The sequence below is a fragment of the Mycobacterium sp. E2479 genome (assembly GCF_001667925.1).
Taxonomy (GTDB): domain Bacteria; phylum Actinomycetota; class Actinomycetes; order Mycobacteriales; family Mycobacteriaceae; genus Mycobacterium.
In genome coordinates, this window is sequence record NZ_LZJR01000096.1 from 176,544 (window position 1) to 190,434 (window position 13,891).

A 13,891-nucleotide genomic window follows, 5' to 3' on the forward strand; every position below is an offset into this window, starting at 1 on the left:
CCACAGCGCCCCAGGAGGCCATCAATGCCCGCCGTCGTTGTCGTCGCCACCCTGACTGTCAAACCTGAGTCGGTAGACACCGTTCGTGACATCCTCACGCGGGCGGTCGAAGAAGTGCACGACGAGCCGGGTTGCCAGGTGTATTCGCTACACCAGTCGGGCGAGACCTTCGTCTTCGTCGAGCAGTGGGCCGACGCCGAGGCGCTCAAGGCGCACAGCACCGCGCCGGCGGTCACCAAGATGTTCACCGCGGCCGGTGAGCACCTGGCCGGTGCCCCCGACATCAAGATGCTGCAGCCGGTCCCGGCGGGCGATCCGGCCAAAGGACAGTTGCGGCCCTGATGGCCCGCTCGCCGGTAGGCCCGCTGAAGGGCAAGGTCGCCTTCATCACCGGCGCCGCCCGCGGGCAGGGCCGCGCGCACGCGGTGCGGCTGGCGGCCGACGGCGCCGACATCATCGCCGTCGACCTGTGCGACCAGATCGCCAGCGTCCCCTACTCGCTGGCCACACCCGAAGACCTGGCCGCCACCGTGAAGCTGGTGCAAGACACCGGCGCTCGCATCGTGGCCGCTCGTGGCGACGTCCGCGACCGTGAATCGCTGGCGGCCGCCTTGCAGGCGGGCCTGGACGAGTTCGGCCGCCTGGACATCGTGGTGGCCAACGCCGGTATCGCACCCATGCAATCCGGTGACGACGGCTGGCACGACGTCATCAACGTCAACCTCACCGGCGTGTACCACACCATCAAGGTCGCGATACCCACGATGGTCAAGCAGGGCACCGGCGGGTCGATCGTGCTGATCAGTTCGAGCGCGGGGCTGGCCGGGGTCGGCAGCCCGGATCCCGGTTCCGTCGGCTACGCCGCCGCCAAGCACGGGGTGGTCGGGCTGATGCGGGTCTACGCGAATCTACTTGCCGGGCAAATGATTCGGGTCAATTCGATTCACCCGTCCGGCGTCGAGACTCCGATGATCAACAACGAGTTCACCCGGGAGTGGCTGGCCAAGATGGCCGCCGCGACCCAGACACCGGGCGCCATGGGCAACGCCATGCCGGTGGAGGTGCTGGACGTCGAGGACATCGCCAATGCGGTGGCGTGGCTGGTGTCGGACCAGGCGCGCTACATCACCGGTGTCACCCTGCCCGTCGACGCGGGATTCTTGAACAAGTAATCGCCATGGCACGGAACCCGGTTGCGCAGACAGCTTTTGGCCCGATGGTGCTGGCCGCCGTCGAACAGAACGAGCCTGCAGGCCGCCGCCTGGTCGACGACGACCTCGCCGAACTGTTTCTGCCCGCACCGCTGCGGTGGCTCGTCGGGGCGACCCGGTTCGCGCCAATTCGCCGGCTGATGATCCGCGGCTCGGAGTTCACCGGCCCGGGATTGTGGGCGAATCTGGCCTGCCGCAAGCGCTTCATCGCCGACAAGCTCACGGAGTCGCTCGACGACATCGACGCCGTCGTCATCCTCGGAGCGGGCCTGGACACCCGCGCCTACCTGCTGACGCGGCGGGTGCGCATCCCCGTGTTCGAGGTCGATCTGCCGGTGAACGTCGCCAGGAAATTCAAAACGGTCCGCCGGGTGCTCGGCGAGCCGCCACTGTCGGTTCGGTTGGTGGCGTTGAACCTTGAGCACGACGACCTGCTCACGTCGCTGGCCGAGCACGGTTATCGCACCGACTACCGGGTGTTCTTCATCTGCGAAGGCGTCACCCAATACCTCTCTGAGGCGACGGTCCGGCGCACGCTGGACGGGTTGCGCGCGACCGCACCCGGCAGCCGTTTGGTGTTCACCTACGTCCGTAGCGATTTCATCGATGGCACCAACCGGTATGGCACCCGCACGCTGTACCGCAATGTGCGCCAGCGCCGGCAACTATGGCAGTTCGGCTTGGAGCCCGACGAAGTCGCGGCGTTTCTCGACGAGTACGGCTGGCGGCTGGTGGAGCAGGCCGGTCCCGACGAGCTCGCCCATCGGTATGTCGAGCCCACCGGCCGCAAACTCAAAGCGTCGCAACTGGAGTGGTCGGCCTACGCCGAGAAGATCTGACGGAGTCGCAGACCTGATGATGGCGACCCTGCCCACAACGGGAGGTGCGTCCATTCGCCCGGCTCGGACGATGCGGCGACCCGCTGCGCCCGGCCTGGACGATGCGGCGACCCGCTGCGCCCGGCTACGCAGCGCTTGCGATCGCCGCGGCCGCGCTTGCGATCGCCGCGGCCGCGCTTGCGATCGCCGCGGGCGCGCTCGTGATCGCCACTAAACCTCGATGACCGTTGGCACGATCATCGGCTGCCTTCGGTAGGTTTCGCCCACCCATTTCCCCACGGTCCGCCGCACGCCCTGGGCGATGCGACTCGGATCGGTGATGTTTTCCGCCTGCAGCGCTTCCAGCTCGGCCTCCACCCTGCGCACCGCGGGCTCGAGGGCCTTGGGGTCCTCGGAGAATCCGCGCGAATGCAGGTGCGGCGGGCCGACCGGACGCCCGGTACCGCGCGCGACCACCACGGTTACCGCCACGAAGCCCGACGAGAGAATGAGCCGCTCACCCAAGGTGATGTCGCCGACGTCGCCGTTGATCAGCCCATCGACGAACATCTTGCCGACCGGCACCGCGCCCGCGATCGAGGCCTTGCCCGCGACCAGGTCAACGCTCACCCCGTTTTCGGCCAGCAGGATCGACTCCTCCGGCACGCCGGTGCGGGCCGCAAGTTTGGCGTTGGCACGCAGCATGCGCCACGTCCCGTGCACGGGCATAACGTGACGCGGCCGAATACCGTTGTACAGGAACAACAGTTCCCCCGCGTACGCGTGACCCGAAACATGCACGCGCGCTTGGGCATTGGTGACGACGCGCGCGCCGATCTTGGCGAGCTCGTCGATGACGCCGTAGACCGCTTCCTCGTTGCCCGGGATCAGCGATGACGCCAACACCACCAGGTCACCCGCGGTCAGCGTGATGCTGCGGTGTTCCCCGCGCGACATCCGCGACAACGCCGACATCGGTTCGCCCTGGGTGCCGGTGGTGATCAGCACCACCCGGTCGGGGGGCATCATCTCGGCGGCGCCGATGTCGATCACGTCCGAGTCGGCCACCCGCAGGAATCCGAGTTCCCGGGCGATCCCCATGTTGCGCACCATGGATCGGCCGACGAACGAAACCCGGCGACCCAACGCTACTGCGGCATCGATGATTTGCTGCACCCGGTCCACGTTGGAGGCGAAGCACGCCACGATGACCCGGCCGTCGGCACCGCGGATCAAACGGTGCAGCGTCGGGCCCACTTCGCTTTCCGACGGCCCGACGCCGGGATGCTCGGAATTTGTTGAGTCGCAAAGGAACAGATCCACGCCGGCGTCGCCGAGCCGGGACATGCCGGGTAGGTCGGTCGGGCGGCCGTCCAGAGGAAGCTGGTCGAGCTTGATGTCACCGGTGTGCAGCACCGTCCCCGCCCCGGTGTGCACGGCGATCGCCAGCGCGTCGGGAATGGAGTGGTTGACGGCGAAGTACTGGCATTCGAACACGCCGTGACTGCTCTTCTGGCCCTCGGCGACCTCAACGAACACCGGTTTGAGGCGGTGCTCGCGGCACTTCGCCGCGACCAACGCGAGCGTGAACTTGGAACCGACTACCGGGATGTCGGGGCGCAGCTTGAGCAGGAACGGAATGCCGCCGATGTGGTCCTCGTGGGCGTGGGTAAGCACCAGCGCCTCGATGTCGTCGAGTCGGTCCTCGATATGACGCAGATCCGGCAGGATCAGGTCGACCCCGGGCTCGTCATGGGTGGGGAACATCACACCGCAGTCGATGATCAACAGCCGGCCCAAGTGCTCGAAAACCGTCAAGTTACGGCCGATTTCGCTGATGCCACCAAGCGCAGTGACCCGCAACCCTCCCGTGGCCAAAGGGCCTGGCGGGGCGAGGTCTACATCCACTTCCGGGAAACTCCTTGGGTCACCGCAGCACCGAGGCCGCACGCATGTCGGCGGTCAACTCGTCGAGTTGCTCTGGCGTCGCGGGCATTTGGGGCAACCGCGGATCGCCGACGTCGATACCTTGCAGACGCAGGGCCGCCTTGGACAGCGTCACCCCGCCCAGGCGGGCCATCGCATCACACAGCGGGGAGACGGTGCCGTTGATCTTGCGGGCGGTGGCGATGTCCCCGGAGCTGAATGCGGATAACATTTGCCGCAGCTGTCCGGCGGCCACGTGAGAAATCACGCTGATGAATCCGGTGGCGCCCATGGCCAGCCACGGCAGGTTCAGCGCATCGTCGCCCGAGTAGTAGGCCAGGCCCGTCTCGGCGATGATCTGCCCACCGCTGTGCAGGTCGGCCTTCGCGTCCTTGATTCCGACGATGTTCGGATGGGCGGCCAGCTCACGGATCGTCTCGGGCTGGATGGGTATCACCGAACGCGGCGGGATGTCGTAGAGCACCACCGGCAGCTCGGTCGCGTCGGCGACGGCGGTGAAGTGGGCGATCAGCCCGCTCTGGGGTGGCTTCGAGTAGTAGGGCGTGACCACCAGCAGCCCGTGGGCGCCCTCGGCCGCGCAGGCCTTGGCCAGCCGCACGCTGTGCGCGGTGTCATAGGTGCCCGCGCCGGCGACGACGTGGGCCCGGTCGCCGACCGCCTCGAGCACTACGCGCAGCAGCTCAAGCTTCTCGTCATCCGTGGTTGTCGGCGATTCGCCGGTGGTACCGGAGACCACCAGCCCATCACAGCCCGCGTCGATCAGGTGATTGGCCAGCTGTGCGGCAGCGGCGGTGTCAACGGAGCCGTCGTGGCCAAACGGTGTGACCATGGCGGTCAGCAAGGTCCCCAACCGTGCTGGGGCGTCGAATCCGACCGTGCTCACGGTGTTCAGGTTACCTGGCGCCGGCAAGGCAATTAGCATCCATGTAGCTGCGCGCCGGCGCGTCAGGCTTCGGTCGCCAGTGGGCTGGTCGCGACCTCCGAGCCGTCGGCCAGGGTGGAGATCTCGAAGTCGGCGAACACCGCGGGCGCCACCCCCGTCAGCTGGCGCAAGCACTCGATGGCGAGCCGCCGAATTTCGACGTCGGCGTGCTCGCTGGCGCGCATCGCGATGAAGTGGCGCCACGCTCGGTAGTTGCCGGTGACGACGATGCGGGTTTCAGTCGCGTTCGGCAGCACGGCGCGGGCGGCCTGGCGGGCCTGCTTGCGACGCAACACCCCTAGCTTTTCGCCGGGCTCCCCCACCATGAACTTCGCTTCCAGCTTCGTCAGCAACTCGGCGTAGGTGGCGCGGCTGGCGTCGGCCGCGGCAGCCAGGATCTGCTGCAGTTCCGCATCGTCTTCCATGCCCGGCGGCACGACGACGTGCGATTCCCTCTCGGGGACGTAGCGCTGCGACAGCTGCGAATAGGAGAAGTGCCGATGCCGAATCAGCTCGTGGGTGCACGACCGCGAGATGCCGGTGATGTAAAAAGACACACTCGCGTGTTCGAGGACCGAGAAGTGGCCGACGTCGATGATGTGCTTGATGTAGCCGGCGTTGGTCGCGGTCCTGGGGTTGGGTTTCGACCAGCTCTGGTAGCAGGCGCGCCCGGCGAACTCGACCAGCGCGGGCCCACCGTCGGCGTCGGTGTCCCACGGCACATCGGGGGGCGCCAAGAAGTCGGTCTTGGCGATCAGTTGCACGCGCAGCGGCGCGATCTCGGCCACGGCGCTCACCTTAAAGCGTGCCGACCGGATCGGCGCCTCTGACCCGCTTGGCCGCCGCGTGCAGCTCGCCGGACAGATCACCGCGACCGGCGACGCTGAAACCGCCTAGGCCCAGCCAGGACGCCATGGACGCCAGCTCACCGGCCAGCGCCGCGGCGACGCCTTGCCGTGGGGCGCGGCCGGCAAGATGAGCCTCGCCGAAGGCACCGAGGACTTGCAGCCTGTTGGCGGCGCGGTCGGCCTTGAGGTCGACGCGCGCCACCAATCGTCCGTCCATGAGCAGCGGCCACACGTAGTAGCCGTATTGCCGCTTGGCTGCGGGGGTGTAAATCTCTATGCGGTAATGGAATTCGAATAGTCGCTCGACGCGCGGGCGGAAGAATATGAGCGGGTCGAACGGGCACAGCAACGCGGTGCCGCGGTCGGTGCGGGGCACCGTGCGGCCCGCCCGCAGATAGGCCGGTGCGGACCAGCCGTCGACGTCGACGGGCTCGATGTCGCCACCGGCTTCCAATGCGGCGAGCGCCGGTTTGACCTGTTGGGCCGACAGCCGAAAGTAGTCGCGGATGTCGGCCTCGGTGCCCACGCCCAGCGCGGTGGCCGCCCGCAGCGTCAGTTCGCGGATCGCCTCGTCGTCGTCGACCTCGCGGGCCAGCACGCTGGCCGGCAGTACCCGTTCGACCAGGTCGTAGTGGCGAGCGAAGCCCACGCGGGTGGCAGTGGTGAGCACCCCGGCGGAGAACAACGCCTCGGCGACCCACTTGGTGTCGCTGCGCGTCCACCAGGTGCCCTTCTTCCGGCGCGGTTCGGCGGCCAGGTGCGCTTCGATCTGGCCCGCCGTGCTCGGTCCGAGCTCGGCGATGGCGGCGATGATCTCGTCGGCCAGCCGCGGGTTGGCCTTGACGATGTGGGTGCCCCACCGGCCATGCCGGTACTGGCGCATCCGCCAGCGCAACAGGGGCCAGTCCTCGACGGCCATCAGCGCGGCCTCGTGCGCCCAGTACTCCGCCAGCAGCCGCGACGACCGGGGCCCCCAGGCGGCCCGGTCGAGCACGTCACGGTCGTAGGGGCCGAGCCGGCTGAACACCGGAGCGTAGTGTGCCCGCACCGCCACCGAGACCGAATCCAGTTGCAGCACTTGGATCCTGGAGATGAGCCGCTTGAGGTGTGCCCGGGTGATCTCAGCTTGGGGCCGGGGGTCGGTAAATCCTTGGGCCGCAACGGCTATCCGCCGAGCTTGGGCTGCCGATAGCCTGCGAGTCGACACGGCGCCGAGAATACCGGTCGTGTCCGACGTGCTGCCTTACGACGCTGAGCCCGCGCTGACTTTCTCGTCCGAGAGCACCGCAGAGTCCGCCTCGGACGCATTCTGTTGTTCTTCGTAGGCACACTCGAGAGCGTCCGGAACTGTTTCCAGGTCGCGGTATACGCCCATCAGTTGCTCGAGAATCCTGATCCGTTGCCGACTCGCCTCTTCCACGGCCCGGCGAGCCTCGTCACGATCCCGGTCCGCCCTCTGCTTCGCCTCCGCGAGGAGCCGCTCACGCGCCTGCTGGGCGTCTTCGCGCAGGCCGGTCAACTCGGCCTCGAGCTTTTCCTTGGTCTTCTGATACTCGGCTTCCATGGCTTGCCGCTGCGCGGCCATGTCCGACAGCATCTGCTCACGCTTCCGCGCAGTTTCCTCGGCCTCGGCCTCGGCCGCCGCGATCAGCGCATCCGCTTCGGCCCGTGCCTCGGCCTGCATCTCGGCCACCTCGTCGACCGCGCGGCTCAGCATTTTCGCCAGCCGCTGCTGCACCGCGTGCGGCGCTGGCGAGGTGTCCGTCAGCACGGCGACTTCCTTGCGCAGCGCGGCCGTTTGATCGCCGGATTCCTGCAGGCGGGCCCGTAGGCTCTCGACGTCGGCAAGCAGCAGCTGCTGCTTGGTGGTCAGCATCTCGATGTGGGCGTCGACCGCGGCCGCGTCGTAGCCCATGAATTTTCGAGAGAACGTCTTCACGGGTTCGGTTTGCACTGCCAGTTCCCCCTTCTCTCCAAACGCCTGGTTGACCCCACCGACGACCCCGAGTCCGAGTATGTCAGGTCAGGCCGAGGGCGCTAACGGGTGCGTGGCGGGCCGACGATAGCTGTGGAAGCGATACCGCAGCCCCGAACGGCTGGCCTGCCACTCCCCCGTTTCACCTACCCAAGTGTCGTCCAGCGTCGGCGCCACCGCATCGTCGTCATCGCGCCGCAAATCGATTTCGATCTCGGTGACCTCGCAGCGGGTTGCGTACGGCAACGCCAGCAAATAAATCTGTTCGCCGCCGATGACCCAGGTCTCGGGGCCGCCCTCGACATGGGCGAGGGCTTCCTCCAGGGTGCCGGCCACCCGCGCGCCGTCGGCGACGAAACCGGGGTCTCGGGACAGGACGACGTTGTGACGGCCCGGCAGGGGGCGCACCTTCGCCGGCAACGAATCCCACGTCCGCCTGCCCATGATCACCGGGTGCCCCAGCGTCACCTCCTTGAACCGGATGAGATCTTCCGGCACTTTCCAGGGGATGTCGCCACCGCGCCCGATGACGCCGGAGGTCGACTGAGCCCACACCAGGCCCACCTCGGTCATACGCGCTACTCCTTGATCCCAGCTTGCAGGGCGCCCGAGCCGGCGTCGTCGCCGGCGCGCTTCATACAGCGACTGGGGCTTTGATCGCCGGGTGGGGGTCGTAGTTCTTTACGACAACGTCGTCGTAGGTGTAATCGAAAATCGAATCCCGCGCGCCCAGAACGAGTTCCGGGTATGGCCGGGGGTTGCGACTCAGTTGCAGCCGCACCTGCTCGACATGGTTGTCGTAGATGTGGCAATCCCCGCCCGTCCACACGAACTCGCCGACCGCGAGGCCGGATTGGGCGGCCATCATGTGCGTCAGCAGCGCGTAGCTGGCGATGTTGAACGGCACACCCAGGAACAGGTCGGCGCTGCGCTGGTAGAGCTGGCAGCTCAGCCGCCCGTCGGCCACGTAGAACTGAAAGAAGGCATGACACGGCGGCAGCGCCATCTGCGGGATGTCGCCGACGTTCCACGCGGACACGATGATGCGCCGCGAGTCGGGGTCGGTGCGCAGCAGGTCCAGAGCCGCGCTGATCTGATCGACGTGCTCGCCCGACGGCGTCGGCCAGGACCGCCATTGCACACCATAGATCGGTCCGAGATCGCCTGTGCTGCTTGCCCATTCATCCCAAATGGTAACGCCGTGCTCGTGCAGCCAGGCGACGTTGGAATCGCCGCGCAGGAACCACAGCAATTCGTAGATGACCGACTTGAGGTGCACCTTCTTGGTGGTGAGCAGCGGGAACCCGGCCGACAGGTCATAGCGCAGTTGCTGACCGAACAGGCTGCGCGTCCCGGTGCCGGTGCGGTCGGATTTGGCCGTTCCCTTGTCGAGCACCAAGCGGAGCAAATCTTCGTAGGGGGTCGGGACCGGCACGCCGTCAGCTTAGCGGCGATCGCAAGCGCGGCGTCGCCGGGCGCGGCGGGTCGGCGCCGACGAATTAGCGGCGATCGCAAGCGCGGCGTCGCCGGGCGCGGCGGGTCGGCGCCGATGAATTTGGGTCTAGGCGCGCGGAGTAGAACGGGTGGCATGCCGAACATCATCGACGTCGTCACCACACCCGACGGCACCTGCACGGTGCACCTGTTCACCCCCGACGGCCCAGACTCGCAAGTCCCATGGCCCGGCGTAGTGATGTATCCCGACGCCGGCGGCGTGCGTGACACGTTCGAGCAGATGGCCGCCAAGCTGGCCGGGTTCGGTTACGCCGTGCTGCTTCCGGATGTCTACTACCGCACCACCGACTGGGCGCCGTTCGACATGGCCACGGTCTTCAGCGACTCGAAAGAACGCGCACGCCTGTTCTCGATGATCGGCAGCGTCACCCCGGACCGGATGGCCACCGACGCCGGCGCGTTCTTCGACTATCTCGCCGCCCGACCCGAGGTGGCCGGCGAGCGATTCGGGGTGTGCGGCTACTGCATGGGCGGCCGGACGTCGCTGATGGTGGCCGGGCGGGTGCCCGACCGGGTGGCCGCGGCGGCCTCCTTCCACGGCGGCGGCCTGGTCACCGACACCGACGACAGCCCGCACCTGCTCGCCGACCGGATGAGCGCCACGGTTTACGTGGGCGGCGCTAAGGACGACGCGTCGTTCACCGCCGAAGACGCCGAACAGCTCGACAAAGCACTGACGGCGGCCGGTGTCGAGCACACCATCGAGTGGTATCCGGCGGGGCATGGATTCGCGGTGCCGGACAACGCGCCGTACGACGTCGCCGCGGCAGAGCGGCATTGGGAGGCGATCGCGGAGGTGTTCGCTTCCGCGCTACCGCGTTAAGGCCGTCATCAGCAGTGTCGCGGCCACCGACACCCCGTCGGTGCGGATCGTTGCGGCCACCGACCTCGCCCTGGCGCGGGTCTGGTCGGTCAGGACCGCCGTGAGCGCGGTCGACAGCGATTCGGAGCTGGGAGCGGGACCGTCGTGCGCGGCGCCGATGCCCAGGTCGCGCACCCGGGTCGCCCAGTAGGGCTGGTCGGCCCCCTGGGGCACGACCACCTGCGGGGCGCCCGCCCGGGCGGCCGTCGTAGTGGTGCCCGCCCCGCCGTGGTGCACGACGGCGGCCACCCGCCCGAACAGAGCCTGGTGGTTGACCTCCCCGACAGCGAAACAGTCGTCCCGGTCGTCGATCGGGTCCAAGCCGGCCCAGCCGTGCCGGCGCAGTTCCTCCTCGGACGGCATCGCCCCCGTGTTCATCGCCCGCAGTGATTCGCCGAACGGCAGCAGCGGCATTCCGACCCCGGCCAGCAGCTCAACGAATTCGGCGTCCGGCGGCGCGCTGACCCGCGCGTCGACGCCGAGCGCGCGCAAATGCACCGCGAGCGCGGCGAGCGGCTCGACGCCTCCTCGCGAGTCGTACGCCGACAGCAACACTTGCATTCGCCAGCTCCGAAAGACGTGTGGTCGGCAAGCTCTATCGTCGGCGGGGCGTTGGTGCGCATCGCCGGAAGGGTCAGAAAGCCGGCAGGTCCACCAATTCGGCCAGTCGGGCGCGGTGACGGTAGCCGGTGCCGAACGCCAGCTGGTCGCTCTTGGCCCGCTTGAGGTACAGGTGCGCGGGATATTCCCAGGTCATACCGATGCCACCGTGCAGCTGTATGCACTCTTCGGCGGCGTGCACGGCGACCTCGCCGCAGTAGGCCTGGGCGATCGCCGCCGCGGCGTCCGCGTCCTCGGCGCCCCGCGCGCAGGTGTCGGCCGCGTAGCGCGCCGCGGCGGTAGCCGCGCCGACCTCGAACCACAGATCCGCCAGCCGGTGCTTGATCGCCTGGTACGAGCCGATCGTGCGGCCGAACTGTCTGCGTTGCCTGACGTATTCCAGCGTGGTTTCGAAGCACCATTGGGCGACCCCCAGTTGCTCCGACGCCAGCAGGGCCGCCCCGGTCCGGATGGCTTCGGCGATTGGCTGGTCACCCGCCCCGACCCGGGACGACGGCGATCCCGAAAACGACACGGCGGCAAGGGGTCTGGTCATATCCAGCAAAAGCAGCGGTGAAATCCGCACCCCCGCGGCGTCGCGGGCCACGGTGTGCAGCTCGAGCCCCTCACGACCGGCGACCGGCACCACCAGCACATCGGCGACGTCGGCACCGGCCACGCTGCTGACGGACCCACTGAGTCCGTCGGCTTCGGCGCTGACCGCGGTAACCGGGTCGCCCGGGGCGCTGGACAGCGGGACCACCAACGCCGCGGTCAGCTCGCCGCGGGCCAGAGCCGGCACGGTCGCTGTGTCACCGGCACGCAGCAACGCGATCGTCGCCAGGACCGCGCTGGACAAATACGGCACCGGCGCAACGGCCCGGCCGATCTCCTCCATCACCACGGCGGCCTCGCGGACGCTCGCGTCGGCGCCACCCAGCGACTCGGGAACCAGCAGGCCCGCCACGCCCAGTTCGGTGGCCAGCGTGTGCCACACGCCCGAAAAGTCTTGTGGTTGCTGGTCATAGAGGCCCATCACCGATTCGGATGGGCACCGCTGGGCGAACAGCTGCCGGACGCCGACCCGCAATGCGTCTTCGGTGTCGGAGTACAGCAGGTCGGCGGTGTGCTCGCTCATCGGGGGAGATCCTTCCAGGCGGCGTCTTTGTCGACACGATGTTCACCCGGCAGGCCAAGGATCCGCTCGGAAATGGTATTGCGCAGGATTTCTGACGTACCGCCCTCGATCGAATTGCCGCGCGCGCGCAGGTAGCGGTAGCCGGGCCCGCGACCGACCAGGTCGACCGTCTCGGGTCTGCGCATGGTCCAGTCATCGTAGAGCAGCGCTGCTTCGCCGTGCAGCTCGATCTCGAAGCCCGAAATCGCTTGTGCCAACTTGGCGAACGCCACCTTCATACCGGCACCTTCGGGGCCGGGCTGACCGGTGGCCGCCTGTTGCCGCAACCGTTCGCCGGCCAGCCGAAGGACCTCCGCCTCGACCCACAGCCGCATCAGCTGGTCGTGCATGGCGGGGTTGCGCAGCGCCGGCTCGTCGCGCCAGGCCGCGGTGACCTTGCCGATGTGGCCACCTTCCCGTGGCACCCCGGCGCGCGAGCCGATGGCGACGCGTTCGTTGTTGAGGGTGGTGGTGGCGACCCGCCAGCCACCGCCCTCCGGGCCGAGCCGATTGGCATCGGGCACCCGGATGTCGGTGAGGAACACCTCGTTGAATTCGGCCTCACCGGTGATCTGACGCAACGGCCGGATCTCGACACCGGGTTGCGTCATGTCGCAGAGAAAATAAGTCAGGCCATGGTGTTTGGGCACCGACGGATCGGTCCGTGCGACCAGGATGGCCATCTGCGCGTGCTGCGCCTGCGACGTCCACACCTTCTGCCCGTTGATAATCCAATCTTCAGGGTTATGCGCGTCGCGCACCGCACGGGTGGCAACCCCGGCCAGATCGGACCCGGCGCCCGGCTCGCTGAATAGCTGGCAGTAGATCTGTTCGCCGGTGAACAACGGGCGCAGAAACTTTCGCTTCTGCTCGTCGGTGCCGAACGCCGCGATCGTCGGCGCCGCCATGCCCATGCCGATGTAATTCTTGCGGGTCCCGCCCACCGGTGCACCGGCGGCGGCCAGCCGGGCATCGACTCGCTCCTGAGCGGTGCGCGGCAGATCCAGCCCGCCGAAACCGTGCGGCAGGTGCACCCAGGCCAGGCCCGCATCATATTGCGCGCCAAGGAAATCCCGCGGATCGCTGGTGACCGGATCGTGTTCGTCGAGCAGTGCCTGAACCCGTGCGTCCAGGTCGGCCGTATCGACGGCGGTCATTGCCCGCCGCCGGGTGCGGACTGGAATCCCTGTGCGGCGCCGAGCAGCAGGCCACCGTCGATCACCATGGCCTCGCCGGTGATCCAGCTCGCCGCGTCGGAGACCAGGAAGGCGACGGCGGCGGCCACGTCGACGGGCTCCCCGATGCGCCCGAGCGCGATTGACGACGCCAGCGGGTCCTCGTTTCCCTTCCACAGCGCCTCGGCCAGCCGGGTGCGCACCACACCCGGGCAGATGGCGTTGACCCTGACGCGCGGCGAGAGTTCCAGCGCCAGTTGCTTGGTGACGTGGATCAGCGCGGCCTTGGTGGCGTTGTACATGCCCATCGCCGGGGATTGATGCATGCCCCCGATGGAGGCCGTGTTGACGATCGTCCCGCCGTGCTCACCCATCCACGATTTGACGACGAGCGAGGTCCACAGCAGCGGCGCCCACAAGTTGACGTCGAAGATCTTGGTGAAACGATTGTGATCCTGATCGATCAGCGGACCGTAAGCCGGGTTGGTTCCGGCATTGTTGATCAAGATGTCGACGCTGCCGAAGCGCTCCAGCGTGAGCTCGATGCAGCGCCGCGCCGCGTCCTCGTCGACCGCGTGGGCACCCACCCCGAGGGCCTGCTTCCCCACCTGGGCGGCGGCCTCGTCGGCGGCCTCCTGCTTGCGCGCGGTGAGCACCACGTTGGCCCCCGCGACCGCCAGCTGCTGGGCTATCGAAAGGCCGATTCCGCGCGACGCGCCGGTGATGATCGCGGTCCGGCCGCTCAGATCCTGTGAGGTCATGGTGTCAGGCCTTCCGTCGCGGTGAGAGCCGCCCTGCGGCAGCGCAGACTTGGTTCGCTGCCGAATTTTATTCACGATGT

At 68.0% G+C, this 13,891-nt stretch carries 15 protein-coding genes; 4 read left to right on the top strand and 11 right to left on the bottom strand.

Annotated features, from left to right (window positions below):
* The first annotated feature begins 24 nt into the window (after positions 1–24).
* From A5686_RS15765 to A5686_RS15775, 3 genes are read left to right on the top strand one after another with little or no spacing between them, the layout of a single operon-like run.
* Complete coding sequence (locus A5686_RS15765; protein ID WP_067935895.1) at positions 25–342, top strand: putative quinol monooxygenase; 318 nt, start codon at positions 25–27, stop codon at positions 340–342.
* Complete coding sequence (locus A5686_RS15770) at positions 342–1,172, top strand: mycofactocin-coupled SDR family oxidoreductase (RefSeq protein WP_067935898.1); 831 nt, start codon at positions 342–344, stop codon at positions 1,170–1,172. Before A5686_RS15765 ends, A5686_RS15770 begins: the two co-directional genes overlap by 1 nt.
* A gap of 5 nt (positions 1,173–1,177) precedes the next feature.
* The gene (locus A5686_RS15775) at positions 1,178–2,050 is read left to right on the top strand and encodes an SAM-dependent methyltransferase (protein ID WP_082947654.1); all 873 of its coding nucleotides are present in this window, start codon (positions 1,178–1,180) and stop codon (positions 2,048–2,050) included.
* Positions 2,051–2,260: 210 nt separating this feature from the next.
* On the opposite strand, the gene A5686_RS15780 is transcribed toward A5686_RS15775, so the two are convergent.
* The 7 genes from A5686_RS15780 to A5686_RS15810 form a co-directional block, all read right to left on the bottom strand.
* A complete protein-coding gene (locus A5686_RS15780; RefSeq protein WP_067935903.1) occupies positions 2,261–3,937 on the bottom strand; it encodes a ribonuclease J in 1,677 nt (558 codons plus the stop codon).
* 19 nt (positions 3,938–3,956) lie between these two features.
* Positions 3,957–4,859 carry a 4-hydroxy-tetrahydrodipicolinate synthase gene (dapA, locus tag A5686_RS15785; RefSeq protein ID WP_067935906.1) on the bottom strand — a complete coding sequence of 301 codons (903 nt, stop codon included), beginning with the start codon at positions 4,857–4,859 and terminating at the stop codon, positions 3,957–3,959.
* A gap of 62 nt (positions 4,860–4,921) precedes the next feature.
* A complete protein-coding gene (thyX, locus tag A5686_RS15790) occupies positions 4,922–5,686 on the bottom strand; it encodes an FAD-dependent thymidylate synthase (protein WP_067936225.1) in 765 nt (254 codons plus the stop codon).
* 10 nt (positions 5,687–5,696) lie between these two features.
* The gene (locus tag A5686_RS15795) at positions 5,697–6,953 is read right to left on the bottom strand and encodes a winged helix-turn-helix domain-containing protein (protein ID WP_067935909.1); all 1,257 of its coding nucleotides are present in this window, start codon (positions 6,951–6,953) and stop codon (positions 5,697–5,699) included.
* Between the two features lie 36 nt (positions 6,954–6,989).
* Positions 6,990–7,700: a cell division protein DivIVA gene (locus A5686_RS15800; RefSeq protein ID WP_067935911.1), complete on the bottom strand. Its 711-nt coding sequence runs from the start codon at positions 7,698–7,700 to the stop codon at positions 6,990–6,992.
* A 69-nt stretch (positions 7,701–7,769) separates the two neighbouring features.
* Positions 7,770–8,294, bottom strand: a complete 525-nt coding sequence (locus A5686_RS15805; RefSeq protein ID WP_067935914.1) for a dihydrofolate reductase — start codon at positions 8,292–8,294, stop codon at positions 7,770–7,772.
* Positions 8,295–8,355: 61 nt separating this feature from the next.
* Positions 8,356–9,156 carry a thymidylate synthase gene (locus tag A5686_RS15810; RefSeq protein ID WP_067935915.1) on the bottom strand — a complete coding sequence of 267 codons (801 nt, stop codon included), beginning with the start codon at positions 9,154–9,156 and terminating at the stop codon, positions 8,356–8,358.
* A 153-nt stretch (positions 9,157–9,309) separates the two neighbouring features.
* Between A5686_RS15810 and A5686_RS15815 the strand changes: the two genes are divergently transcribed.
* A complete protein-coding gene (locus A5686_RS15815) occupies positions 9,310–10,059 on the top strand; it encodes a dienelactone hydrolase family protein (RefSeq protein WP_067935916.1) in 750 nt (249 codons plus the stop codon).
* Here A5686_RS15815 and A5686_RS15820 read toward each other — a convergent pair.
* From A5686_RS15820 to A5686_RS15835, 4 genes are all read right to left on the bottom strand, one after another.
* Positions 10,048–10,659, bottom strand: coding sequence for a glycosyltransferase (locus tag A5686_RS15820; RefSeq protein WP_067935919.1), 612 nt, complete (start codon positions 10,657–10,659; stop codon positions 10,048–10,050). The genes A5686_RS15815 and A5686_RS15820 overlap by 12 nt on opposite strands.
* A 73-nt stretch (positions 10,660–10,732) precedes the next feature.
* Positions 10,733–11,836: an acyl-CoA dehydrogenase family protein gene (locus A5686_RS15825; RefSeq protein ID WP_067935922.1), complete on the bottom strand. Its 1,104-nt coding sequence runs from the start codon at positions 11,834–11,836 to the stop codon at positions 10,733–10,735.
* Positions 11,833–13,032 (bottom strand): acyl-CoA dehydrogenase family protein, encoded by a 1,200-nt coding sequence (locus A5686_RS15830; RefSeq protein ID WP_067935925.1) that lies wholly within the window; start codon positions 13,030–13,032, stop codon positions 11,833–11,835. The genes A5686_RS15825 and A5686_RS15830 overlap by 4 nt, the downstream gene beginning before the upstream one ends.
* Positions 13,029–13,811, bottom strand: a complete 783-nt coding sequence (locus A5686_RS15835; RefSeq protein WP_067935928.1) for an SDR family oxidoreductase — start codon at positions 13,809–13,811, stop codon at positions 13,029–13,031. The genes A5686_RS15830 and A5686_RS15835 overlap by 4 nt, the downstream gene beginning before the upstream one ends.
* Positions 13,812–13,891: the final 80 nt, after the last annotated feature.